General features: G+C 56.1%; 16 protein-coding genes. 15 read left to right on the forward strand and 1 reads right to left on the reverse strand.

Annotated features, from left to right (window positions below):
• The first annotated feature begins 2 nt into the window (after nt 1-2).
• Nucleotides 3-2237, forward strand: a complete 2235-nt coding sequence (locus tag JNUCC32_RS07425; RefSeq protein WP_192571521.1) for a heparinase II/III domain-containing protein — start codon at nt 3-5, stop codon at nt 2235-2237.
• On the forward strand, nt 2221-4590 hold the full coding sequence (locus JNUCC32_RS07430) for a DUF4962 domain-containing protein (RefSeq protein WP_192571522.1): 2370 nt from the start codon (nt 2221-2223) through the stop codon (nt 4588-4590). The genes JNUCC32_RS07425 and JNUCC32_RS07430 overlap by 17 nt, the downstream gene beginning before the upstream one ends.
• A 161-nt stretch (nt 4591-4751) precedes the next feature.
• Here JNUCC32_RS07430 and JNUCC32_RS07435 read toward each other — a convergent pair whose 3' ends face one another.
• Nucleotides 4752-5639: a helix-turn-helix transcriptional regulator gene (locus JNUCC32_RS07435; RefSeq protein ID WP_192571523.1), complete on the reverse strand. Its 888-nt coding sequence runs from the start codon at nt 5637-5639 to the stop codon at nt 4752-4754.
• 190 nt (nt 5640-5829) lie between these two features.
• Between JNUCC32_RS07435 and JNUCC32_RS07440 the strand changes: the two genes are divergently transcribed.
• The 13 genes from JNUCC32_RS07440 to iolB all read left to right on the forward strand — a co-directional run bounded on the left by JNUCC32_RS07440 (nt 5830) and on the right by iolB (nt 25165).
• Nucleotides 5830-6879 carry a Gfo/Idh/MocA family protein gene (locus JNUCC32_RS07440; RefSeq protein WP_192571524.1) on the forward strand — a complete coding sequence of 350 codons (1050 nt, stop codon included), beginning with the start codon at nt 5830-5832 and terminating at the stop codon, nt 6877-6879.
• Nucleotides 6880-7078: 199 nt separating this feature from the next.
• The gene (locus JNUCC32_RS07445) at nt 7079-9385 is read left to right on the forward strand and encodes a helix-turn-helix domain-containing protein (RefSeq protein WP_228468892.1); all 2307 of its coding nucleotides are present in this window, start codon (nt 7079-7081) and stop codon (nt 9383-9385) included.
• Between the two features lie 460 nt (nt 9386-9845).
• On the forward strand, nt 9846-11471 hold the full coding sequence (locus tag JNUCC32_RS07450) for an extracellular solute-binding protein (RefSeq protein WP_430623454.1): 1626 nt from the start codon (nt 9846-9848) through the stop codon (nt 11469-11471).
• Nucleotides 11472-11555: 84 nt separating this feature from the next.
• The gene (locus JNUCC32_RS07455; protein ID WP_036660881.1) at nt 11556-12458 is read left to right on the forward strand and encodes an ABC transporter permease; all 903 of its coding nucleotides are present in this window, start codon (nt 11556-11558) and stop codon (nt 12456-12458) included.
• A gap of 26 nt (nt 12459-12484) precedes the next feature.
• Entirely contained in the window at nt 12485-13360 is an 876-nt protein-coding gene (locus tag JNUCC32_RS07460; protein WP_096774181.1) for a carbohydrate ABC transporter permease, read from the forward strand.
• Between the two features lie 25 nt (nt 13361-13385).
• Nucleotides 13386-15161, forward strand: coding sequence for a hypothetical protein (locus JNUCC32_RS07465; RefSeq protein ID WP_192571526.1), 1776 nt, complete (start codon nt 13386-13388; stop codon nt 15159-15161).
• Entirely contained in the window at nt 15158-17380 is a 2223-nt protein-coding gene (locus JNUCC32_RS07470; RefSeq protein WP_192571527.1) for a glycoside hydrolase family 88/105 protein, read from the forward strand. The genes JNUCC32_RS07465 and JNUCC32_RS07470 overlap by 4 nt, the downstream gene beginning before the upstream one ends.
• A 127-nt stretch (nt 17381-17507) precedes the next feature.
• Entirely contained in the window at nt 17508-19373 is a 1866-nt protein-coding gene (gene iolD, locus JNUCC32_RS07475; protein ID WP_192571528.1) for a 3D-(3,5/4)-trihydroxycyclohexane-1,2-dione acylhydrolase (decyclizing), read from the forward strand.
• 209 nt (nt 19374-19582) lie between these two features.
• On the forward strand, nt 19583-20497 hold the full coding sequence (gene iolE / locus JNUCC32_RS07480; RefSeq protein WP_192571529.1) for a myo-inosose-2 dehydratase: 915 nt from the start codon (nt 19583-19585) through the stop codon (nt 20495-20497).
• Nucleotides 20498-20747: 250 nt separating this feature from the next.
• Complete coding sequence (iolC, locus tag JNUCC32_RS07485) at nt 20748-21761, forward strand: 5-dehydro-2-deoxygluconokinase (RefSeq protein ID WP_192571530.1); 1014 nt, start codon at nt 20748-20750, stop codon at nt 21759-21761.
• Nucleotides 21762-21813: 52 nt separating this feature from the next.
• Nucleotides 21814-23259: a CoA-acylating methylmalonate-semialdehyde dehydrogenase gene (locus tag JNUCC32_RS07490; protein WP_192571531.1), complete on the forward strand. Its 1446-nt coding sequence runs from the start codon at nt 21814-21816 to the stop codon at nt 23257-23259.
• Nucleotides 23260-23283: 24 nt separating this feature from the next.
• On the forward strand, nt 23284-24315 hold the full coding sequence (gene iolG / locus JNUCC32_RS07495; protein ID WP_192571532.1) for an inositol 2-dehydrogenase: 1032 nt from the start codon (nt 23284-23286) through the stop codon (nt 24313-24315).
• Between the two features lie 49 nt (nt 24316-24364).
• Nucleotides 24365-25165: a 5-deoxy-glucuronate isomerase gene (gene iolB, locus JNUCC32_RS07500; RefSeq protein ID WP_192571533.1), complete on the forward strand. Its 801-nt coding sequence runs from the start codon at nt 24365-24367 to the stop codon at nt 25163-25165.
• The last annotated feature ends 91 nt before the right edge of the window (nt 25166-25256 follow it).

Below are 25256 nucleotides of genomic sequence, written 5' to 3' on the forward strand. Positions count from 1 at the left end.
GGATGAAGGTGAAGGCGAAGCTGAACTCGTATGCGTGGAGCGTGCAAACGATCGATATCCTGAAGGCCGAGCTGGACCAAGTGATCGACCGGAAGCTGGATGTTCCCCTGGAGCCCGGCGGCTGGTGGCACCAATTCGTTTGTCCCGAACATCATACGGAGCTGTTGTTTGATTCTCTGGAAGACGACTCCAGCACCTTTCGCTGTCCGTATGGCTGCGAATGGGGAGGAGAACCGTATCGGGGAGCATGGCTGGTATTCAAGCATCAGGCCATGGCACGGTATGCTCTGCAATCCGCCGCCGTCTATGCGGGCACGGGGGAGAAGGTTTACGCCGATCTTGGAAAACGGCTGATCGTTCGGTATGCGGAGCAATTTCCGCTGTATCCTGTCCACCCGGATGCGCAGCCATGGATGCTGAAAGGGAGGGCATTCCATCAGGCTTTAACCGAAGCCATCTGGGCAACGACGCTTCTTCGTGGATATCTGCTTCTGCGGGATGAGGGCGTATGGTTTGATGAGGCGGACCTTCGGAAGATTGACCGGTTCCTGCACATGCTGGAGAGCAGCATGACGGAATATCATCATATTTTGTCCCGGGAACGCGGAAATCCTGAGAACAACTATACCGCTTGGCTGATCGCCGCTTTGTTCTGTATCTATGCGGTGCAAGGCGAAACGAAGAAGCTGAAGCAGCTGGTTGAGCAGGAAGGCGGGCTGCGCCATCATCTCACCATTGCCGTCAAGCCAGATCAGCTTGAATTTGAAGGCAGTATTTACTATCACGTATTCGTGCTTCGTGCTTACCTGATTGCTGCGGAAATGGGGAGCAGGGTTGGTGAAGAGCTTTTTTCCCTGAGAGGGGAGCAAGGCCAATGCATGCAGGGAATGTTATCGGTCCTGGTTCGATTGTCAGACCCAAACGGCTTCCTGCCTGCACTTCACGACGGTCCTTATCGCAGGGCACCATTCGCGCGAGAAATTGCGGAAGTTGCGGAGATCGGCTTATCCGCGTATGGGGATAAGAGCTATCGGCGATTGCTTGGCCATGCATATCGGGAACTGAACGGAGAAGCCGGCAGAATCGGCATGCTGGAGGCACTGCTGTACGGCACGGGATCTTGGGATGGCCGAAACGAAATGGCCGCTCCAGGCATGAGGAACTCCCGTATGTTGAAATCGGGCGAGATATGGGAAACGGGGGATATTATCGAAGTACAGGTCACCCGTGAGGTCCCAAGACCGGGAGACGCTATGCAAGCAGATCGTGATCTGACAGCTCATGAAGCGGGGGGGATCGCAGGCGGTACCTTAAACCATGCGGACGGCGAATCGCCTAATTCCGTTTTTCTTCCTCACAGCGGGTTCGCCCTGTTAAAGACGAACGATCCCCAAGGCCTTCAAGCGCTGATTGATTTTGGCCCCCATGGCGGATCGCATGGTCACTTTGATAAATTGAATCTGATGATTCATGCCGGGGATCAGCCTCTTTCGCCAGATCGTGGAACTGTACCTTATGGATCGGTTCTGAAAAAGGAATGGTACCCCCATACTGCCTGCCATAACACCGTCTCCGTAGGCGGCCGCTCGCAGAATCCGGCCGAAGGCAAATGCATGCGGTATGAATCCGCTCCAAACCGTTCCTATATTTGGGTTCGGGCCGATAAGGCCTACGATCATGGCGTTCTGGACCGGCATCTGATCATGGCGGAAGATTGGCTGCTGGATTGGTTCGAAGTGGAATTGGATGAACCGGCCGCCGTGGATTGGTGGTTTCATTACGTCGGCACAGGGAAGCTTCGCCAAGCTTCGGATGAGGTTCAGTACAGCGGGTCGGCGGAACCGGGAAACGAGGACGGACGCGCATACGTAAAAGAGCGCTCCTCTAACGTATGGTCCAGAGACGGTATGCAGGTTGACCTTCATATCGCTAACGAGTCAGGAGCGCTTGCGGTAGCATCCTTTGCCACCTTTGAAGGAACGGTATGCACACGAGTGGAATCACCTGGGCTTGCTGACGATCCCAGCCGTCACATGGAAGGAATCCGGCTTCACCGATTGGATTCGAAAGCCCGCTTCATCATCGTTTATCGTGCCGGAGATGAGCCGATATCCTTGCGATGGACGCATGCTGCGGACGGGGATTGGCTCGATCTGTCGTATGGGAGGACGACAAGAAGCTTTACAATGACCAACAACGGGTTGAAGGAGAGGGTGCTCGATGAAAACCTTGTTTGAACCGAAAAGCGGATTATTGTCCGTGCCGTATCAACCGGACGAAGGGAGTAAGCTTCTGGAGAATCCTCCCCGTTTCACCTGGATGCCGGGACAGCTTGAGGACGACCGTTATATGCTGCAGATCTCGACTTCACCCTCGTATGAAACGGGGGCCACGACGACGATATCGCCGATTCCCTATAACTTATACACTCCGGATCGACCGCTGGAGCCGGGTACTTATTATTGGCGCTATGCCTTGCTGACCGGTGAGCTAGTGGAGGATACCGTGGACTTGGAGCATAACCGTTCTTCTTGGAGCCAATCCCGAATGTTTCATGTCCCGGCGGGGCTGCCCGAGACTCCCCTGCCCGGCAGAGCGGAAAGGTACGAACGCACGCATACCGGTCATCCGCGGTTATGGTTGGACGAAAAGGGGATTGAGGCGTTCCGGGAAGGTCTCCGCAAGGATGAAAATTACTGCGGCTGGCAGGCCTTTTACGAGAGATCGGTCCTTCCATGGGTGAATAAGCCGCTAATCCCGGAACCGGAGCGTTATCCGGGCAACAAGCGCGTCGCGAAGCTGTGGCGACAAATGTACATGGATTGCCAGGAAACGCTCTATGCCGTCCGGCATTTAAGCGTGGCAGGAGTTATATTGCAGGATGATGCTTTGATAGCCAAAGCGAAAACGTGGCTGCTCCACGCGGCCCGTTGGGATACGGAGGGAACAACGTCCCGAGATTACAACGATGAAGCCGCTTTCCGCATGGTCGGGGCGCTTGCCTGGGGGTACGACTGGCTTCACGATTACCTCGGCGCTGAGGAGATTGATCTCGTCAGGGGCGCCTTGCTGCGCCGTACCGAGCAGGTGGCCTTCCATGTGATGGAGCGCTCGAAGATCCATCATGTCCCTTACGACAGCCATGCGGTTCGTTCGTTATCCTCGGTTCTGGTCCCCGCCTGCATCGCCATGCTTCATGAAGAAGCAAGCGCGCGGGTATGGCTGGATTACACGCTGGAATACTACGCCTGCCTCTACTCCCCATGGGGCGGAGAGGACGGGGGCTGGGCGGAAGGGCCGCTCTATTGGACAACCGGCATGGCATTCGTGATCGATGCGCTCAATCTCATCCGCAATTACGTAGCGATCGATTTTTATAAACGTCCGTTTTTCGGACGCACCGGCGATTTTCCGCTATATTGCAGCAGTCCGGATACGATTCGGGCCAGCTTCGGCGACCAGTCCTACCTCGGAGAACCGGTCAGCCTGAAGACGGCCTTCAATATTCGCCAGTTTGCAGGCATTACGGGAAACGGGCTGTATCAATGGTATTTCGAACAAGTGGCCAAATCGGATACGGATGCCGACTCCAAATTTTATAATTACGGCTGGTGGGATTTCCGGTTTGACGATATGCTGTATCGGCATGACTTTCCTCAGGTGGAAGCCGTTCCTCCATCGGATACCGTTCCCTTTGCCTTATCGGACGCTTCGGAACCCCATGAAGGGGCCATTCAATCCGTCAAATGGTTCCGCGATATTGACTGGGTGGCAATGCATCACCGGATGGATGATCCGGATGAACACATCATGCTGCTTGCGAAGAGCAGCCGATACGGCTCGATGAGCCACAGTCACGGTGACCAGAACGGCTTCCTGCTGCACGCATACGGCGAGCCGCTGGCTATCGAGAGCGGGTACTATATCGCCTTCGGCAGCACGATGCATATGAACTGGCGTAGGCAGACGCGCTCCACGAACAATATTCTTATCGATGGCCATGGTCAGTATGCGGGAAAAGACAAGGTTCTCTGCATCGAGGCCAGCGGCAGGGTGGAGCAAGTCGACGCTGCAGCAGGCTTGGGGTACGCCCGCATGAACGCAACGCAGGCCTATCGGGAGAATGTCCCCTACCTGGAGCGTTATGTGCGCGAAATCTATTTCTTCGACGAATCTTATGTTGTGATCGTGGATACGGTGGACCTTGCCAAGCCAGCCAGCATCGAGTGGCTGTTCCATGCCTTGAACCGGATGAAGCTGTCGGGGCAGACCTTCCGAGTGATGGGCAGCAAAGCGGAGATGGAGGGGCGATTCGTGTACTGCTCCTCAGGCGATCTATCGCTGAATCAGCATAATCAATTCACCGGCGTCGATCCCGAAGAGATCGAAGGGCTGGATAATCAGTGGCATCTGCATGCGGAGACGAAGTCAGCTTCAAGCCATCGCATCGCGACTCTCCTGGTGCCGATGAAGGTGGATGAGAGTAAATACGTCTCGTATTTTCTGGACGATCAGGACCATGGGGTTCATATCTATTTCACGAACGAAGACGGGAATACCAGGAAAGTGGAGGTGCCCAAGGCGTATTAAGTGGGGCTTCGCCGATGCGATAACGAATGCCAAAAGACTCAACATACAGCAGCCTTTGCTGGAGTTGAGTCTTTTATTATATAGGATGCATAGTGCCAATTTATCATCGAGCAGGGAGCAGCTTGAAATAACAGCTAAGCAAACAGGATCAACTTGCAGCTTTATACCATTCTTGCCTGGGAAGGCGTCATGCCCTTGTACTGTTTATACAGCTTGGTAAAATAATTCGGGTTGCTGCAGCCGACGATGCCGGCAATCTCCGTGATGGTCAACGTCCGTTCGCGAAGCAGCCGCTCCGCTTCATTCATCCGGGTCAGGTTGACGTAATCCACGAAGGTGCGGCCCGTTAAACGCTTGAACATTTTGCAAAAATGAAACGGATTCAAACCGACTTCCGCAGCGGCGGCCTCCACCGGCAATTTCTCGCCGATGTTGTTCTCGATATGCTGTATCAGCTTTTTATAACGCTCCCGATTCGCAAAATAAGGCTCGTTCGTTGTCTCCGCGAGCTGTGCGGGCATGAATGTGCGCGCCAGCAGAACGAACAGGGTGTACAGCTTCGACTTGGCAATGAGCTCAAAAGCCGGACGGCGGACGGCAAGCTCTTCAATGACTTCATCCAGCAGCGGATAGCAATCTGCGCCAGCCGGGTCACTCTCCGCAGGCTTGACGGGAAAACGCAGCCGGCCTTCCATATATGGAGCGACATAACGCGCGTGAACCGGATCATGAAGAGAATCGTTGAACAGGGATGCATTCACCACGACGCAATCAAACCGCACATCGCCATCCTCGAGGGCATAACCCACATGCAGACTGCCGCCCGGGATGATGATGAACTCTCCAGCCTTAACGTCATATGCGGTGGTATCAATATGGAAGACGGCGCGCCCTTGGCGCATGCATAGGATCTCAAAGTGCTCATGCCAGTGGAGATAGAGGATGCAATCCTTCGTTTTGGCACCGGGACAGAAGTTATGAAATACCTGTACGGGATACGCCTTATCGCCAAGCCTGGTATTCTCATGAAGCTCTCTAGGATAGGACATACGAATTCACCTCGAACCGCAAGATAAGAGTGGTATTGCACAAGGTTGTATAGAGATATTGTTGTGTCTCGCCATTATAATGAAGTTGCTTCATCTACATTAAGCCAATATCGGAATGATTACAACCACTAGGCGATGATTTGAAAGCGGTTAATCAAACGATGACGTATTCAGGGGGAGTAATGGAAATATGACCACGGCGTTTAAAGTTGTTATCGCGGGATGCGGGAGCATGGCGAATACTTGGGCGGATTATGCCAAAGGGCGGGAGGACGTTGAAATCGTGGGTCTCGTGGACATTCAGGAGACTTTCGCGAAGGCATTTGCCGATCGGCACGGTCTTTCCTGTCCGACGTATGACAATATTAACGATGCACTTGCTTCAAGCGGTGCGAATATCGTATTCGATGTGACCATTCCCGCCAGCCACTATGGGATCAGCACGGCTGCGCTGAAGCACGGGTGTCATGTATTCAGCGAAAAACCGTTAGCGGAATCGATGACGGAATGTCTGGATATCGTGAAGCTGGCGGAGTCTGCTGGCAGAACCCATGCCGTCATGCAAAACCGCCGATTTGATCCGCGAATACGTGCTTTCAAGTCTTTGATCGATAGCGGAGCGATCGGAAAGCCCGGTTTCATAGGGGCCGATTTCTTTCTTGGCGCGCATTTCGGCGGATTTCGGGACCTGATGGACAGTCCCCTGCTGCTAGATATGGCCATTCACACCTTCGATCAGGCCCGCATGATCAGCGGAGCCGATCCGGTATCCGTATATTGTCAGGAGTTCAACCCGCCCGGTTCCTGGTACGCCGGCAATGCGATGGCGATATGCATCTATGAAATGTCGGACGGCTCCGTGTTCAATTACCGCGGGTCCTGGTGTGCCGAAGGCGCTCAAACCTCCTGGGAAGCCGCCTGGCGCGTCACGGGTGAGAGGGGAACGGCAATCTGGGACGGACATGACGAGATCTATGCGGAGGTCGTGGCGGAAGGGGATCAATCGGGAAGCTTCATTCGGAAGTATGAGCGGATTGAAGGCACGCTGCCAGCCATGGGGAAGACGGGGCATCATGGCTGTCTGGAAAATATGTTTCACGCACTGGAAGCCGGCATCAAGCCGGAAACCGACTGCAGCGACAACGTATACAGCATGGCGATGGTGCTGGCTGCATTGGAAAGCGCCAAGACCGGACGGAAAATCATGATTTCGGAGTTCGTGAACGGAATGGGCGTTTAACCTTGGCTGAGGAGTACTCGAAACGTATCCTGCCTCTGAGCTCGAATAGCTTTGCAGTTACGTGCGGGGCGTGAACATAAGCATAGAAGAAGTCGCGATAATCGCGGCTTTTTTTATTGTAACAATGGATGTCCTCATTTCATAGCTTTATCAGCGTCCGTCTTTCGAAGACAGCCCTCTTCCAGGGAGGGACACGGACATGCTACAATATAGCACAAGCATAAGTAAAACGCTTAACCTGGAAGAGAAAGGAATGACTTCTTTGCAGCAAAACTGGTACCGCAAGCTGCTTCTCTCCTATTTTCCCATATTCCTCATCACGATTACGATCCTGGTGTTTCTTTCATTCATCATGTTTAATGAGGCCTCGCGCGAAGAGGCAGCCAAAGCAAACGGAATTTCCACGCGTTTTATTATGGAAGATCTGGATCGTTCCATCAACGCCATCGAGATGAACGTGCTGAACGAAGTGGAGACGAGTGCCCTATACTCAAGCTATCTGTTCAGCAACCCGTCATCCGACCAAAATTTGATGTACTCGCTTGTCAAACGTCTCCGCGGGTTACAATCGGGCAGCGACCTGATCGAATCGGTCTATTTATACCGTCATTCGGATCAGTCGGTGCTGACCACCAGCGGCCAAAGCCCGCTCTCGACTTTTCCGGACCGTTCTTATATCGAGTTTGCCGTGAAAGAGCACGACTACCGGGGGTGGTCCGCCGTTCGATCCATGACGGGACTCGGGGAGAACGAGCCGAAGCAGGTCATCTCCATGTATAAAAATTTGCCGCTTCCCTTCGGAAGCCAAGGGCTGCTCGTCATTAACGTAAGCATGTACCGGGTGGAGCAGATGATCAATCCGATGATAAATGACAGCGTTTCCTTTTTGAATATTTTGGACTCCAGCGGAGATCTCATATTTGAAGCATCCCAAATCGGAGAGGATAAGCGGGCCAAAGAAGGCAAGGTGCTGACGACGCTGCAATCGGATCAGCTGGGATGGACTTTTGAAAGCGGTCTCCGGGTCGGGCAGCTCTATGCTTGGGTGTCGGTCGTATCCTACATCTGGATCGTGATCGGCTTCGTAACCGTGGTGCTTGCCGTTATTTATATCGTCTATGTTACCAGGCGGAATTATCAGCCGATCAAAGCCATGATGAACCGCATCGAGTCCATTCAGCTCAACATGCCCCAGGCCGCCAAGGATGAGCTTTCCATGATCGATAGTGCGCTTGAAAGCCTGATCAGCCGGTCCATGGACTATGACAAAAAGCGGCACGAGAATCTCCAGCTTCAGCGCAGCCAGCTGTTCATGGACCTGATCAGCGGGCAGAAGCCCGAAGAGGAACTGCTGTCCCGGATGGCAGAGCTGATTCCGATGAAGCTGCCGGAACAGCCGGCGGGTTACGTCATCCTGCTCGGTGAAATCAACGATTACAGCGGTTTTCAGGATGTTCATACCGTCCGCGACCAGAACGTGCTGAAGTTTGCCTTGATGAACGTGTTCCAGGAGCTTGCACGCAATGCCGGCTTCAACAGCTGGCTAGAATGGATCGCCGGCAGCCGCGTAGGCATTCTGATCGCGCTTCCGGAGATGAAGGAGGAGACGCGTGCTTCCCTGATCCGCGCAGCTGAGGAATGTCGGAGCTGGGTCGAGGAAAAGCTTCGTTTGTCGGTGAGGTTCGGGCTGGGCAGCACGGTTGCCGGGCTGCATGAAATAGGCGCTTCGCACCAATCAGCCTCCGAGGCGCTCGGCCACAGGCTGGCGATGGGCGATCATGCCGTGCTGGTCGGGGACGAGCTGCCCCGGGGAGATTTAAGCCGCCTGCTTCCTTATCTGAATGAAATCTCGGAGCTGGTCAAGGACTTCCGATTAAATAATGAAGGCTGGAGAACCCGTCTGAAGGACATGTTCGTTTCATTCAAGGCAGAGCGTCTGAAGGACGATACGATCCGTTCTCTGGTCAACAGCATGCTTCAGCTGCTGGCCCGGGAGGTCGGTGTGTTATCCGACGAGCTGAGGAACCAGCTGTCGGAGGGCAGGGAGCACGTACTGGCTGGAGCCGCAACCTTAGAGGAGCTGCAGAGCAGGATCACCGATCAGTTGACGGAAATTTACCGCACCTATGTTGCGCTTAGCGAAACCAAGAGCTACCGTGCCATGATCAGCGAGATGAAGCACTATATAGAAGAGCATTTCGACGATCCGAATTTGTCCCTGAAGCATCTGAGCGACCGTTTTCAGATTTCCGGAAAATATGCAAGCTATCTGTTTAAGATGGAATACGATATGAAATTCGTGGATTTCCTCGTACAGCTGCGCATGAAGCGGGCGGAGGAGCTTCTGGCGCAGACCGACCTCTCGATACAGGAAATTGCGGAGAAGATTGGATACGCCAACTCCATTACCTTCGGGCGGGTGTTCAAACGGACGTCGGGTGTGACGCCGGGCGACTACCGAAAGCTGAAAATGAAGCCTGCTCCGGGGACGGAGCTCGGATCCTAGAAAGCGCTTCGATAACGAAAACGGTTTATGATTATAGTTTATCCAGAAACGGGTGCAGAAGTTTCCGGCCGGAAGCAGCACCCGTTTCGCATTTTCTGGAGAATGTCGGTATGCGTACCGAATGCAGCGGGTGATGTGGAAGGGTTCTGCAAACGGAACAAACTCCGGATATATCAAGCATTAAAGTCATGATTAGAAAACGGTTTAGATAACGAAAATCGTCATTTCTCTACGTTGAAACCTTGTAACGAAGCGGGTTCTCGCGTTTGGAATTTGGTTTATTGTCATCCGCTTGCCCTTGAGGCATACTGAGAACACCCGAGAGGTTAAGCGCTTACATTACGGGATCCGAAGCAATTCGGATGAATCCGCAGCAATTCGGATGAATCCGCAGCTTTCTATCATGAATAAGATCGGCGCAAATCGGCAGGGACATAATCCAAATAGAAAAGGGGATGTAATGATGGCAGCAAGCAAGAAAAAATGGGGCAAGCTCGCAAAGCTCACGCTGGTCATGTTGATGGTCGGAACGGTCGTATTATCCGGGTGCTCCTCAGGCTCTGGCAGCAGCACCAATGCTTCGGGCGGGGATTCCGGCTCCAATGACGGCAAGCAGGTTACGCTGAAGGTCGAAATTTTTGACCGCGGCAATACACCGAAGCCTTATACCATCACCGACAGTTATCTTACCCGATATATCCAGGACAACTTTGGAACCCCTAACAACATTAAGATGGAATTCGTACCGGTCCCCCGTTCCGAGGAGATCAAGAAGCTGAACGTTCTCATGGCCAGCGGCGGCAATGTGCCGGATATCGTATTTACGTATGACACGCCGACCTTCAACCGCTACGCGGAGCAGGGCGGGCTGACGGAACTGACGGATTTGATCAACGAGCACGGTCCGAATCTGAAGGAATTCCTCGATGAGGACGCGATGAGTTACGGCCAGTACATGGGCAAACAGTTCGCCGTTCCCGGCAAACGGGCCTTCCTTGGCAAGTATTCTTCCTTTATCCGCGCCGATTGGCTGGAAAAGCTCGGCATGGAGGTGCCTCAAACGACCGATGAGCTGTACGCGGTTTTGAAAGCTTTTAAAGAAAAGGATCCGGGCGAAACCGGCGGCAAGGTGATTCCCTTCGGCATGACGATCGAACCGGCTCAATATGATCCGCTGATCTGGTCCTTTATTCAGCCGACTACGGAAGAGCAGAAGTATACGCTGCTGCAAAAGCTCGGAGCCAACGACTATCCGACGCTGCTTCCGGGCTTTAAGGATGCGCTGCAATTTTTCAACAAGCTTTACAACGAAGGGCTGATCAGCCGCGACTTCAGTTTGGACGAAGACAAGAAGCAGTTGACCCAGGACGTGACCAACGGTCTTACGGGCTTCCTGACGGAGGATTATCCGAACATGTACTACGCCGACGGCACCTATGATACGCTCCTCAAAAACCAGCCGGACGCCAAGCTTACGCCAATTGATCCATTCACCAACTCCGAAGGCAAGCATGCGAAGCCGGAATACGCTCCAAACGGCATGTACATCATGATTCCGAAAACAAGCCAACATGCCGAAGAAGCGATCAAATACCTGAATTGGATGGCCGACCCGGACAATCTGCTGGCGCTGCAAAACGGCGTGGAAGGCGAAAACTACGAAATGGTGGACGGCATTCCCGTCATGAAGACCGACGCCCCTCAAGAGGTGATTGACCGGCTTTACAACAGCGGCGACATTGCCATTATCGCCAACGGTAATTTTGTAGGCGACGAAACGCAGAACCGGGAGAAACTGACAACCAACTTCCCGGAAAAGTTCCAGGATCTGCATCGCAAGGCCGTGGAAATCTCGGCAACGGATACGTTTAAGCCGGTCAATTTCGACCGTCCGATCGAGGCTGAGGCGAAATACGGCACGAACCTGCAGGCCAAATACGAAGAGATGATCGTGAAGACGGCCATGGCGAAACCGGAAGATTTCGAGAAAACATTTGAAGCGACCATGAAGGATTACATGGTCAGCGGCGGCCAGGCGATTCTTGATGAGCGGACCAAAGTTTATCAGGAAATGCAAACCAAGTAAACCAGCGGGAAAAGGGAAAGGACGGCTTCTTCAAGAGGCCGTTCCTTCGCTCCCGGCGTCATGGACAAGGAGAGGATGATACAGATGAGAGGAACCGTTTACCTGCGCCGGTACTGGCAATTATACGCACTGCTTGTTCTGCCTTTGGTCTATTTCATTATTTTCAAATACGGCCCGATGTGGGGCGTACAGATCGCCTTTAAGGACTTCAACTTCTTCCAAGGAATCACCGGAAGTGAATGGATTGGACTGGATGCCTTTCGCGAAGTTTTCCAAACCCAGGATTTTTATAAAACCCTCCGCAATACGCTGATGCTCAACCTGCTGGACCTTGTGGTATCATTTCCGGCGCCCTTGATTCTCGCCATCATGCTTCATGAACTTAGAATCCAGTGGTTTAAACGTTTGTCCCAAACGATATTGTATATTCCCCATTTCATTTCATGGGTTATCATAGGCGGCATCGTATACCAGGTGTTCGGCACGCAATCCGGCATGATCAACAACATGCTGATGGCGCTCGGTTTTGAATCGGTACCTTTTCTAACCGAAAAAAACACGTGGCTCATTACGTACCTCGCGACGGGGGTGTGGCAGAGCGCCGGCTGGGGAACCATCCTCTATCTGGCTGCCTTGACCGGCATCAACAAGGAGCTGTTTGAAGCGGCTGAAGTGGACGGAGCGGGCAGGTTCAAGCGCATCTGGCATATCACGCTGCCGGGCCTGAAAACGACGATTGTGACGCTCCTCATCATCAACCTCGGCAATATGATCTCGATCGGCTTTGACCGTCCGTTTGTCATCGGCAATAAAGCGGTCATGGATTATTCCGACGTGCTGAGTACCTATGTGTACCGGACGGGTCTGGAATCCGGACAGTATACCCTGGCTACGGTGGTCGGCCTGTTCCAGGCTGTTGTCGGGCTGGTCTTTATCCTCGGCGCCAACTATGCATCCAAAAAACTGACGGACGAGTCCATCATTTAACGTTTTTGCAGAAAGGAGATTCACTCATGAGCGAGCGTGTGTCGAGCCGCGTTTTTGATTCCGTAAACATGATCCTGCTGGCGGTTTTCGTACTTCTCTGTCTGGCGCCTTTTTTCCATATTATCGCCATTTCCTTCAGCTCCAACCGGGCGGTAACGTCCGGCGAGGTGACGTTGTTTCCGGTGGAGTTCAGCCTTCAGGCTTATCAATCCGTATTCTCGGATTCCAGCATGATCCGTTCTCTCGGCTTTACGATTATGCTGACGCTGCTGACGACGGTGCTGTGCATGGTCATGACGATGATTGCCGCTTACCCGTTGACGAAAAAGAAGCTGAAGGGCCGAAAAGTGTTTATGTTTATCATCATTGTGACCATGTTCTTCAGCGGGGGCATTATCCCGGAGTACATTCTCGTGAAGGACTTGAACCTGCTGAATACGATCTGGGCGCTTGTTCTTCCGGGGCTGATCAGTCCGTTTTATCTGATTATCCTGATCTCCTTCTTCAACGGAATTCCGGAAAGCCTGGAGGAAGCGGCCGAGATCGACGGTACGAGCCAAATCGGAACGATGCTTCGAATCATTCTGCCGCTGTCTTTGCCGGTCATTGCGACGCTGAGCCTGTTCTACGCGGTCGGGCGCTGGAACGGATTCCAGGACACGCTGCTCTATATTACGAAGGAAGAGCTGTATCCGCTGCAGCTGAAGCTGTATCAGCTGGTACAGAACAATATGATTACGGATTTGACCCGCAACGAGGGACCGGCAGCCGGTGTCAGAGCAACCACGGAAAGTCTGAAAGCGGCAAGCGTCGTATTTGCCACGGTGCCGATTCTTGTTGTGTACCCGTGGCTGCAGCGTTACTTCGTCAGCGGCGTGATGCTGGGTGCCGTGAAGGGTTAAGGATGACGGATATTAGGGGGATCGTATGATGCTGAACAGGGTTTTTGAAGTCAATGACAGCTGGGTGCGGGAGGGGATGGACCGCCAGATCTTAGAGGAAACGCATCGCTGGCACGGCGGGGTGCGCACCATGGAGAACGGTTTGCCATCGCCCAACCATAACACAGGGACGCCGACCGCCATGGCGATATGGGCAGCAGCACTCTGCAATCCGGCATCGGCATATTACCGCGATAAGGAGCTGGCACACAGGTTTGCGCTTTCGGCCCGTTATATGCTTGCGGCTCAGCACGGCGACGGTACGATTTCGCCCGGCTGGACGAATTTCCATTCCCCTCCGGATACCGCCTTCGTGGTGGTTGGATATGCGCAAGCTGCACAGCTGATTCTGGCTGACGGTTGGGCGGAGCTGAAGGGAGCGGCTGCGGATATGCTGTTGTTTCTGGAGCGCACCTTGCCTGCGCTGATTACCGGAGGCTGCCATACGCCGAACCACCGGTGGGTGATCTGCGCGGCGCTGGGCTTCTTGAATGAGCTTTTTGATTCGCGGGATGCCTTGAAAAGGGCGGAGGAGTGGCTCGCCGAAGGCATGGACGCCACCTTGGACGGAGAATGGACCGAGCGCAGCAACGGGATCTACAACGTCGTCAGCGACGTCATGCTGATTCACGCGGCCAGACTGCTGAAGCGTCCGGAGCTGCTGGTACCGGTGCGGGCCAATCTGAAGATGATGACTTATTTGGTCCACCCGGACGGGGAGATCGTCACGGAATATTCCGGACGGCAGGATTATGGCCAGCGTTTTGATATGTCGGGGTACTTCCTGCCGTCTCTGATGATGGCTTCCCTGGACCGCGATCCGGTATTTCAAGGGATGGCGGAACAGTCGCTGTCTCTGCTGAAACATCCCGGCGGAGCACCGACCAACGCAGCCGTTCGGCTGCTCTTGGATCCGGGTCTCATGCGCGAGCGTGCAGAGACAACGCCCATGCCGGAGCATTACCGCGTCGTTCTGAACGGCGAATTTCCAAGGGAGCGCTACTTGTCCGGATATGCCGGTGCCGGCCATCACGGCGTTATCCGATACAGCCGGATGCACACGGATTTTGGGGCTCCGGTCGCGCGAATCCGTGAGGGCCGCACCAGCGTGACCGTGAGCACGGAGATGTCCTCCTTCTTTTCTCTGCGTCATGGAGCGGCTCGGCTTCTCGGCGTGCAGTTCGCTTCCTATTTCGACCCCGGCTTTGTCAAGATGAGCCGGCTGACGACGCTGGAGCAGGGATACCGGTTATCCGGCGAACAGGAAAAGGGTTATGACGGACCGGTGCCGGAAGCAGCTCTGCCTGATAGTGCAAGGGAAGGCGTCAGCCCTTGGTATCTACTGCCGCATCACTGCCGTCCGCAGACGCATGTCCAGCGGCACAAGGTGGAGGTGGAAGTGGTGGAAGCGAGCGACCGCTGGAAGCTGGTCATTTCCTCGACGGAGCCGGAGGAGGTCGTGTCGCAAATCTCGCTGATTTTTCCGGCGGCCGGCAATCTTAGCGGCGGAGAGCTTGCTCCAGCCGGCGGGGATGCCCAGTTCTGGATGGAAGGGAGCATTCGTTACGAGATGGACGGCGATTGGCTGGAAATCAGCGGGGGCGGATTGCAGCACACGGCGGCTGGCGTCCGGGAAGCGGCTTATCCGCTCGGCTTCCGAACGCTGCTGCTGAATGTGGTGACTCCCTTCGTGAAGGAGATCCATATCAAGCTTTCGCCAGCGGCGAGGTTCGGCCGAACGGAAAGGGGAGGATCATCATGACAAGCTATATCGAAGCCCGTGAAAGCATACGGTATTGGATGGGCGACGATGATGCCGGGATACTGAAGACGATCGCAGGGCGCTATATCGGGGCGAATCCGGAAATTCCGTTCGCGCTGCGGCCGTTCGCCGAAACGGGTATTCTTCAGACCGAGGAAGGATATTATGACTTCAACTTCGGCGACCGGTTCCGGGAAGCGAAGCAAGGGGAGGCGGCCTACGCCCTTGGTCTGGTGTGGAGCGACGATGAACGTTCGCTGGATGCCGCGATCATGCCGTACAGCCCGGTCCGCTTCTATCTGAACGAGCGGCTGATGTATCGTTCGGGTGCCGAGGACGAGATGAAGCCCGATGCCAAAATCGCCATTCCGCTGGTGCTGAGCCCGGGCTGGAACACATTGTTGATTGAGGTCCGGAGGACCGAAGCCGGATTCGGCTGCCGCTTCGGAGCCGTGGAGGGCAAGGTCCGCATTCTGCAGGTGCTGTCTCCTTTTGCAGACCGGAAGGACACCGCAGGTTGGGCATATGTCGGACCGCTGGCTGCCGGCACGCTCGGCGAAGGCGGCGTCTTTCCGAAAGCTCACGGGTCCGAAGTAGACACCGGCATGGATTGGCTTCCGCTCACAGGCTGGAGTGAAGAGGAAGCGGATAAACCGAATTTCGAGAGAATATTCGGCTTGCCGGAGGCCCCGGCTGCGGGGTATGCATGGAGCCGGCTTAAGGTGCCTGCCGGCATCGACCATGTTGAGTTCAAGGGCAGCGCTCTGGGCAGGACGGAGATCTGGATCGGCGATGATTCCGTCATGGACATTGAGGGGGGCGTCTTCGGTTGCAAGCTGCCCGCTTCGGCCTGCCGCGGGGATCTTTTGGTACGCAGCTGCCGCGGGCCGTCGGGATGGGGGGTTGAGCTTCATGCCTATGCTTCACAGGGAGAGCTGGAGTTTGAGCTTCCCGTCCCGGTACAAGGCGCCCCGTCTCCGTGGATGTATGCCGGGCCGCTGGCCGCAGGGGAGGAGCAAACGCCGGAGGAGGTGTGCTCGGTCAAGAGACTGTTTCCGCGTGCGGACGGCCGCGGTTTGACCGGCTGGTCCCTGGATGCGCCGGGCTACCGGGTCAGGCCGTTCTATGAGAACGCCATGCTGAGCAACAAATGGACCTCCGGGGCCGCCACCAATTTCGGGCGCTGGGACTATCCGCTCGGTGTGACGATGTATGGACTTCTTCAAGCATCGCGAGCGCTGGGGCGGCCCGATATCGCGGAATATGCCCGGGCGCATATCGACATCTGCACCCAATGGTACGAATACGCCGTCTGGGACCGGGATACCTACGGATTTCCGTCCGTGAACCATCAGCTGGTGCTGATCAAGATGCTGGACAACTGTGGTTCGTTCGGCTCGGCGATGCTGGAAGACGATAAGGAAAGCGGCAATCCGGAAGTTGTAAAAGTCGCGGAGGACATTGCGGATTTTATGGTGAACCGACTGGAACGCCGGGAGGACGGCGCTTTCTATCGTCTGTGCGTTTCGGAGTATTCCGCAGATACGATGTGGGCGGATGATCTGTACATGAGCACGCCGTTCTTGTCACGCTACGCCGGGATGACAGGCGATTCCTCCTATCTGGACGAAGCGGCCAGGCAGTTCTTGAGGTACCGGGAGTATCTGTTCATGCCGGAGGAAGGCGTGATGAGCCACGTATTCGATTTCAAATACGGGAAAGCGACCCGAATTCCTTGGGGGCGCGGAAACGGATGGAGCCTGTTCTCCTTATCGGAACTGCTGGAACGTCTGCCGGAGGATCATAAGGACCGGCCTGCGCTGCTTGAGTTTTTCCGTAAATTGTGCGCCGGAATTGCTTCTTATCAGGGGGAGTCAGGACTCTGGAGGCAGGTTATTACCGATTCGGAAGCTTATGAGGAAGCTTCCTGCTCGGCCATGTTCGCCTATGCCTTTGCCAGAGGCGTCCGGTTCGGCTGGCTGGAGGAACCGGCACCTTTTGCCGATGCAGCCGTTCGAGCATGGCAGGGGTTGACCGAGCAGGCCATCGACCGTCACGGCAGCGTGCACGGAGTGTGCAGCGGATCCCGTTATTCATTCACCGGGGACTATTATAAGCATGATCTGCTCACGGTGGTCAATGACAACCACGGGATCGGGATCATGATGCTGGCGTGCGCGGAGATCATGAAATTGAAAGGCATGCTGAACGGCAAGTAAGGCATACACTTTCATTAAAGCGCTTAACCGTTAACTGGTTAGGCGTTTCGGTACGATGAGTTAAGCGCTTAATTCATAAATGGCTTTCTTCACAGGATATATTGACGATGAAAAGGAGATGAACCGGTTGACAACGATTCGATTAACGATGGCACAGGCGCTGCTGAAATTTTTGGATGCACAGTATGTTTCCGTCGATGGGGTAGAGACGAAGTTTGTGCGCGGGGTAATGGGAATCTTCGGCCACGGCAACGTGACCGGCCTTGGCGAGGCTTTGGAACGAAGCGCCGGGGATCTGGTTTATATGCAGGGCAAAAACGAACAGGGCATGGTGCACGCCGCGACGGCGTACGCCAAGCAAAAGAACCGGCGGCAAATCTGGGCCTGCACTTCCTCCATCGGACCCGGCGCGCTGAATATGGTCACCGCGGCGGCAACGGCAACCGTGAACCGTATTCCGGTACTGCTGCTGCCTGGGGACAACTTTGCCTGCCGCCAGCCTGATCCGGTACTTCAGCAGATCGAAGCCTCGTCGGACTACACCGTATCGGCCGCCGATGCATTCAAGCCGGTGAGCCGGTACTGGGACCGGATCTCCCGGCCGGAGCAGCTGATCGCGGCGGCCGGGCAGGCGATCCGCGTCTTGACGGATCCGGCGGAGACGGGAGCGGTCACCCTCGCGCTGCCGCAGGACGTGCAGGCTGAAGCTTACGATTACCCCGAATCGCTGTTCGAGAAAACCGTGCACGCCATCGACCGCCGACCGCCTGCGGCAGATGGACTGATGCGGGCGGCGGCGCGGTTTGCAGCAAGCAAGCGGCCGCTCATCATCGCCGGAGGCGGCGTGCACTACAGCGAGGCAACCGGGGATTTGGCAGCCTTTGCGGAAGCCTTCGGTATCCCGGTCGCAGAAACGCAGGCCGGTAAAAGCGCGCTTCCCTGGAATCACCCCCTGAACCTGGGGGCGATGGGCGTAACCGGCTCGCTGGCGGCGAACCGCGCAGCGGCAAAGGCCGATCTGATTATCGGCATCGGCACCCGCTATTCGGACTTTACGACGTCCTCCAAATGGGCGTTTCAACGGGAGGACGTATCGTTCCTGAACCTGAACGTCAACAGCGCGGACGGAGCCAAGCTCGGCGGCGAAGCGCTGATCGCCGATGCGAAGGAAGGGCTGCAGGCACTGAAGGAGATCCTGTCTCAAAAAGGCTATCAAGCCGGGTACGAAAAAGGCGAGCTTGCTGAGCTGAAAGCCGAGTGGGACAGCGAGGTAGACCGTCTGTACGCTGCGGAGCATCCCGACGGCTTGTCGCAGACGAGGGCGCTCGGCGTCATCAACGAGGTCATCTCCCCGTCATCGGTCATCGTCTGTGCGGCTGGCAGTCTTCCGGGAGATCTGCACCGGTTATGGAGACCGGCCGAACCGAAAACGTACCACATGGAATATGGTTTCTCCTGCATGGGATATGAGGTAAGCGGCGCCTTGGGCGTGGCCCTGGCGGAACCGGACCGCGAGGTCTACGCGCTGGTGGGGGACGGCAGTTATTTGATGATGCACTCGGAGCTGGTCACCAGCTTGCAGGAAGGCCGCAAGATAACGATACTGCTGTTCGACAACCACGGCTTCCAATGCATTCACAATTTGCAGCGGAGCAACGGCAGCGACGGCTTCGGCAACGAGTTCCGCCGCCGCGAGGAAGGCACGGGACGACTCACCGGCGATTATCTTCCGATTGATTTTGCCGCCCACGCACGCGCGCTAGGGGCTAAAGCCTACAAGGGCCGCACGCCGGCAGAACTGCATGCAGCGCTGCTTCAGGCACGGAAGGAAACGGTGACAACGCTGATCGAAATTCCGGTCGTTCCGGGAACGAACACCGACGGTTACGAGTCCTGGTGGCGCGTGGAGGTGCCGGAGGTGTCGGCCTCAAGCAAGGTAACCGATGCGCAGCGCCAGATGGCGGCTCGAAGCAAGGAAGCCAGGCCCTACTAAGCGGCTGCGCTGAAAGGCCTTTAACTTTATAGCCTAAGGATGTGGTTGATGACCGTCATCCAACGCGAAACATCTGCGCCGGAGAAAGGCTGTCAAGGTAGCCCGATAGACGGAAGGCCATGAAGGTGTTCGGGGCAAGAAAGCCGCCTGCTAAGGGCACTTGAGCAAGGAAGCATGCCCCTACCTCACAAAGCAAAGGAGTGCTGAAAATGAGCAACAGGCTGTTTAAGCTTGGGATCCATCCCATCAACTGGGTCGGCGAGGATGTAAAAGAGCATGGAGACGGCACGGCGTTTGAGACGATTGTGGACGATATTGCGGCTTTGGGGCTGAAAGGCACGGAGATGGGCCGTAAATTCCCGAAGGATCCTGCGGTTCTGAAGCGGGAGCTGGATGCCCGCGGTATCCAGCTGGTTTCCCAGTGGAAATCGGTGCTGTTCTCCGATCCCGATTACCGGAAGCAGGAGCTGGAGGACTACCGCCGGCATGCGGAGTTTCTGGCGGGGTTCGGCAGCAAAGTCATCAGCACGGCGGAGGTAGGCGGCTCGCTGCATTTCGATCCCCGCCGGACGCCGAATGAGAGCATCGTGCTCCGGTTGGATGACGCCGGATGGGAAAGCCTGGCGGAAGGGCTGAACCAGGCAGGGGAGATTGCGGCGAGTTACGGCATGAAGCTGGCTTATCATCATCATGGCGGTACGGTTGTGGAGCAGCCTTACGAGGTCGACAGGCTGATGGCCATGACCGACGCTTCGCTGGTGTCTCTCCTGTACGATACCGGTCATGCCTATTACGGGGGGAACGACCCGCTGGAGCTGCTCCGCAAGCATTATGACCGGATCGCGTATATCCACCTGAAGGATATCCGGCCTGATGTGCTGGAACAGGCGAGACTGGACAACTGCGATTTCGTAAGCTGCATCCGCAGGGGCGTGTTTACGGTTCCCGGCGATGGATGCATCGATTTCGCGCCGATAATCGGAGAGCTCGTTGAACGCGGCTATGACGGCTGGGCGATGCTGGAGGGTGAGCAGGATCCGGTGCTGCATCCGGCCAAGGAGTACGCTCAACGGGCGATTGAATACTTGGACAGCTTGGACGGACTGAAGAAGATACAGGGTTGAAGTCCACCTCTCGAGGGTCGAGCTTGGCTCAAGGCGACATGACTCCCGTTTGGGGAGGAATCGTAACTTACTCATCCCCCAGTAACGAACTCAAATGTGAGTGGCTTGAGCGGGGAGTATTTACCGTTTGGAAGTTTTTAACTGAAAGTATTACGAGCTGTAAGCGATACGGTCCATAGAAGAGCGGAGCCATGGAGTCAGAATCATATGGTTGCTCGGCCAGGGCCGATCCGAACGAGGAGGTTTATCCATGAGTGAAATCACGTTCAATAACGAAAAACCGATGGATTTCGTGGCCGTGGGCAGACTGTGCATCGACCTGAACGCCAATGAGATTAACCGGCCGATGGAAGAGACGAGCACGTTTACCAAATATGTGGGCGGATCCCCCGCCAATATCTGTATCGGGATGGCCCGCCTGGGCCTGAATACAGGCTTCATCGGCAAGGTGGCGGACGATCAGATGGGGCGTTTTATTACCAAATATCTGGAGGATAACGGGATTGCGACGAACGGCGTCTCCACCGACCACACGCGGGCCGTAACGGGTCTGGCTTTTACCGAGATCAAGAGCCCGAGTGACTGCAGCATTCTGATGTATCGGGACAACGCCGCGGACTTGCTGCTGGAGACGGGGGAAGTGAGCGAGGAGCTGATCGCATCCGCCAAAATGGTACTCATCTCCGGGACCGCGCTCGCGGCCAGCCCCTCCCGGGAAGCCGTGTTTCTGGCTCTGGACTATGCCAAGCGCCACGGCGCCGTGATCGCGTTCGACCTCGATTACCGTCCGTACACCTGGAAATCCCCGCAGGAGACGGCAACCTATTACAATTTAGCGGCGGAAAAATGCGACATTGTCCTCGGCACGCGCGAGGAGTTCGATATGATGGAGCAGTTCGGCGGCAACCCGGAACGAAGCGACCGCGTCACGGCTGCCAATTGGTTTGATTACAGGGCCAAAATCGTCATTATCAAGCACGGCAAGGAGGGGTCCATCGCTTATACCCCCGGCGGTGCCAGCCATACGGCCCAAAGCTTTCCGGCGAAGGTCATCAAGACGTTCGGAGCGGGGGATTCGTATGCCGCCGGCCTCCTGTACGGCCTGATGCAGGGCTGGGCCATCGAACGCTGCATGGAGTTCGGAAGTGCTGCAGCGAGCATCGTCATCTCCAGCCACAGCTGCTCCGATGCGATGCCGACAAGCGCCGCCGTTCTCGATTATATCGAGCGCTGCAAGCGAGGCGAAATTACCGCCAATTCTTGAAGGAGCATTCATTATTTTATTCTGACTGATTCATCGAAAGGAGCCAACGCGTATGACGCAAATCCTGAACAATTATATCGGCGGAGAATTCGTGCCATCCCGATCGGAACGCAGCGATCCGGTCTACAACCCGGCGACGGAAGAAATCCTTGCTTACGTTCCGCTTTCCACCAAGGAGGATGTGGACCAGGCGGTGCAGGCCGCCGCCAAAGCTGGACGCGACTGGGCCAAGACCGCCGTGCCGCGACGCGCGCGGATTCTGTTCAAGTATCAGCAGCTGCTCGTGGAGCACTGGGAGGAGCTGGCACGCCTGATTACGGCGGAGAACGGCAAAAGCTATGCCGAAGCCTACGGCGAAGTCCAGCGCGGCATCGAATGCGTCGAGTTTGCCGCAGGCGCGCCGACGCTGATGATGGGCAAACAGCTTCCGGACATCGCCACCCATTTGGAATCCGGCATGTACCGGTATCCGGTCGGCGTTGTGGCCGGCATCACGCCGTTCAATTTTCCGATGATGGTGCCATGCTGGATGTTTCCGCTCGCCATCGCTTGCGGCAACGCGTTCGTGCTGAAGCCTTCGGAACGTACGCCGCTCCTGGCTCAGCGCCTGGCAGAGCTGTTCTCGGAAGCGGGCCTGCCGGACGGCGTCCTGAACCTCGTTCACGGCGCCCATGATGTAGTCAACGCTTTGCTGGAGCATCCCGGCATCGCCGCCGTGTCCTTCGTCGGCTCCCAACCGGTGGCGGAGCATGTGTACAAAACCGCTTCTTCCCATGGCAAGCGCGTGCAGGCCTTGGCCGGAGCAAAAAACCACAGCATCGTGATGCCGACAGCCGATTTGGACGCCGCTGTCACCCAGATCGTCAGCGCTGCCTTCGGCTCTGCCGGTGAGCGCTGCATGGCCTGCTCCGTGGTGGTGGCCGTAGGGGACGTAGCCGAACCGCTGATCGCGAAGCTGAAGCAGGCGGCCGATGAAATCTCCATCGGCAACGGAGCGGACGAAGGCGTCTTCCTGGGGCCGGTGATCCGGCAAGCCCACAAGGAGCGCACGCTCTTTTATATCGAAGCGGGCGAGCGGGAAGGAGCGAAGCTGATTCGTGACGGCCGCGCGGACGAGGCCGTGAACGGGGCCGGATATTTCGTCGGACCGACGATTTTCGATGAAGTGACAAGCGAAATGAAGATTTGGAAGGACGAAATTTTCGCCCCGGTGTTGTCCATCATGCGGGCGGAAACGCTGGAGGAAGCAATTCAAATCTCCAACCGCTCGGACTTCGCGAACGGGGCCTGCCTGTTCACGCAGGACGGCAGCGATGTGCGCCAGTTCCGCGAACATATCGATGCCGGCATGCTGGGCGTAAACCTCGGCGTTCCTGCGCCGATGGCTTTCTTTCCGTTCTCCGGCTGGAAAAACTCCTTCTATGGAGACCTGCATGCCAACGGCACGGACGGCGTGGAATTCTATACCCGCAAAAAAATGGTGACGGCGCGCTGGTAGCCCTGAAGCAGAGGAGACGTTCATATGAAAACCATTCATATCGGAATCATCGGTGCCGGACGAATCGGCAAAATCCATGCGGATAACCTGCTGCGCATCCCCGGCGCGAAAATTTCGGCCATCGGCGACCTGTTCGCCGGCGATGAGCTGCGTGCCTGGGCGGCGTCGCGGGGCATCCCCGTCGTCACAAACAACAGCATCGAAATCTTGGAAAGCCCGGATATCGATGCCGTGTTGATCTGCTCCTCGACGGATACGCATGTCCCGTTCATTAAGCAGGCCGCCGCAAACGGCAAGCATATTTTCTGCGAGAAGCCGGTCAGTTTGAGCGTGGACCAGACCCTCGAAGCGCTGGCGGCCGTAAAAGCGGCAGGCGTTAGCCTGCAGATCGGCTTCAACCGCAGGTTCGACCACAACTTCAGACGCGTTCGGGAGATTGTATCCGAGGGAAGGATCGGGGAACCGCATCTGATCAAGATCACCTCGCGCGATCCGAACCCGCCGCATCCGGAATATATTAAAGGTTCCGGCGGCCTGTTTATGGATATGGCGATTCATGATTTTGACATCGCCCGTTACCTATCGGGCAGCGAGGTGGTCGAGGTGTTTGCCCAAGGCGCGGTGCTGGTGGACCCCGCCATCGGCGAGCAGGGCGATATTGACACAGCCGTGACGATGCTTCGGTTTGAAAACGGCGCGCTCGGCGTCATCGACAACAGCCGCCAAGCCGTCTACGGGTATGATCAGCGGGTGGAGGTATTCGGCTCCGGCGGCAGCGTGACCGCCGACAACGATTATCCGAGCACCACGGTGGTCAGCGGCCCGGAAGGCGTCACCCGTGACAAGCCGTTGTATTTCTTTCTGGAACGGTACACGGAAGCGTACATGAACGAGGCGAAGCAGTTTATCGAAAGCCTTCAGAACGGCACGCCAGTGCCGGTTAACGGTCACGACGGCCTGCAGGCGGAGCTGATTGCGCTGGCGGCTAAACGCTCGCTGGAACAGGGCCGTCCGGTGAAGCTGGCCGAGCTGACCGCCGGTACTTCAGTGGGTTAATAGCTTCGTGATTATCAGATCTGATCCACGACAAAGGAGGAGAAAGACCATGCCGAACTTCATTGTACCCGCAACGACTCCGGACCGGGAGGGATGCGTGCTGTCGATTACGCCGCAGACGGCAGGATGGGAGTACGTAGGCTTCCAGGTTTTCCGTTTGAGCGAAGGCCAGACGCTGAGCCGGGCCACGGGAGATCAGGAGGCGGCCCTTGTTCTGCTGTCCGGGCGGGCCGACGTGAAGGCCGCGGGAGAAGGCTGGGACAACATTGGCAAACGCATGAGCGTGTTCGAAAAGACGCCCCCCTTTACCGTTTATGTGCCTTCGAAACAGCAATATGAGGTCAAGGCTCTTACTGAAACGGAGCTGGCGGTGTGCCTTGCCCCGGGGCAAGGGAATCATCGGGCACGTCTGATTGAGCCGCAGGATGTGGGCGTCGAGAACCGGGGCAGCGGCAGCATGTCGCGCCTGGTGCACAATATTCTGCCGGAGCAAAAGCCGGCCGACAGTTTGCTGGTGGTCGAGGTGTTCACGGACGGAGGCAACTGGTCCAGTTACCCGCCCCACAAGCATGACCGCGACGAGCTGCCGGAGGAGTCGCTGCTGGAGGAAACCTACTATTTCCGGATTGAGCCGGAGCAGGGGTTTGCCGTGCAGCGGGTCTACACGGATGACCGGTCGCTGAACGAAACGATGGCGGTCAAAGACGGCGAGGCCGTGATGGTCCCTGAAGGCTACCATCCGGTTTCCGCCCCTCCGGGTTATGACGTATATTACCTGAACGTCATGGCAGGTCCGAAGCGAATATGGAAATTCCGCAACGACCCGGATCATGACTGGCTGATGAGATAAAGTCAGATAAGATCCAGGCAAGGGTTCTTGATTGAATGTTTGCAGGCGGCATTAACGATAAATCGGCCTTGCGCTAAAAGAGAGGAAGGCG

Source organism: Paenibacillus sp. JNUCC32 (genome assembly GCF_014863545.1).
In the GTDB taxonomy this organism is placed as follows: domain Bacteria; phylum Bacillota; class Bacilli; order Paenibacillales; family Paenibacillaceae; genus Paenibacillus_AQ; species Paenibacillus_AQ lautus_A.

What these genes read in the sequence shown, in the direction of transcription:
- JNUCC32_RS07490 (WP_192571531.1), top strand. Translation starts at nt 21,814, where the DNA reads ATGACGCAAATCCTGAACAATTATATCGGCGGAGAATTCGTGCCATCC.
- JNUCC32_RS07435 (WP_192571523.1), bottom strand. Translation starts at nt 5,639, where the DNA reads ATGTCCTATCCTAGAGAGCTTCATGAGAATACCAGGCTTGGCGATAAG.
- JNUCC32_RS07465 (WP_192571526.1), top strand. Translation starts at nt 13,386, where the DNA reads ATGATGCTGAACAGGGTTTTTGAAGTCAATGACAGCTGGGTGCGGGAG.
- iolB (WP_192571533.1), top strand. Translation starts at nt 24,365, where the DNA reads ATGCCGAACTTCATTGTACCCGCAACGACTCCGGACCGGGAGGGATGC.
- JNUCC32_RS07430 (WP_192571522.1), top strand. Translation starts at nt 2,221, where the DNA reads ATGAAAACCTTGTTTGAACCGAAAAGCGGATTATTGTCCGTGCCGTAT.
- iolC (WP_192571530.1), top strand. Translation starts at nt 20,748, where the DNA reads ATGAGTGAAATCACGTTCAATAACGAAAAACCGATGGATTTCGTGGCC.
- JNUCC32_RS07440 (WP_192571524.1), top strand. Translation starts at nt 5,830, where the DNA reads ATGACCACGGCGTTTAAAGTTGTTATCGCGGGATGCGGGAGCATGGCG.
- JNUCC32_RS07455 (WP_036660881.1), top strand. Translation starts at nt 11,556, where the DNA reads ATGAGAGGAACCGTTTACCTGCGCCGGTACTGGCAATTATACGCACTG.
- JNUCC32_RS07460 (WP_096774181.1), top strand. Translation starts at nt 12,485, where the DNA reads ATGAGCGAGCGTGTGTCGAGCCGCGTTTTTGATTCCGTAAACATGATC.
- JNUCC32_RS07450 (WP_430623454.1), top strand. Translation starts at nt 9,846, where the DNA reads ATGATGGCAGCAAGCAAGAAAAAATGGGGCAAGCTCGCAAAGCTCACG.
- iolG (WP_192571532.1), top strand. Translation starts at nt 23,284, where the DNA reads ATGAAAACCATTCATATCGGAATCATCGGTGCCGGACGAATCGGCAAA.
- JNUCC32_RS07470 (WP_192571527.1), top strand. Translation starts at nt 15,158, where the DNA reads ATGACAAGCTATATCGAAGCCCGTGAAAGCATACGGTATTGGATGGGC.
- iolE (WP_192571529.1), top strand. Translation starts at nt 19,583, where the DNA reads ATGAGCAACAGGCTGTTTAAGCTTGGGATCCATCCCATCAACTGGGTC.
- JNUCC32_RS07425 (WP_192571521.1), top strand. Translation starts at nt 3, where the DNA reads ATGAAGGTGAAGGCGAAGCTGAACTCGTATGCGTGGAGCGTGCAAACG.
- JNUCC32_RS07445 (WP_228468892.1), top strand. Translation starts at nt 7,079, where the DNA reads ATGCTACAATATAGCACAAGCATAAGTAAAACGCTTAACCTGGAAGAG.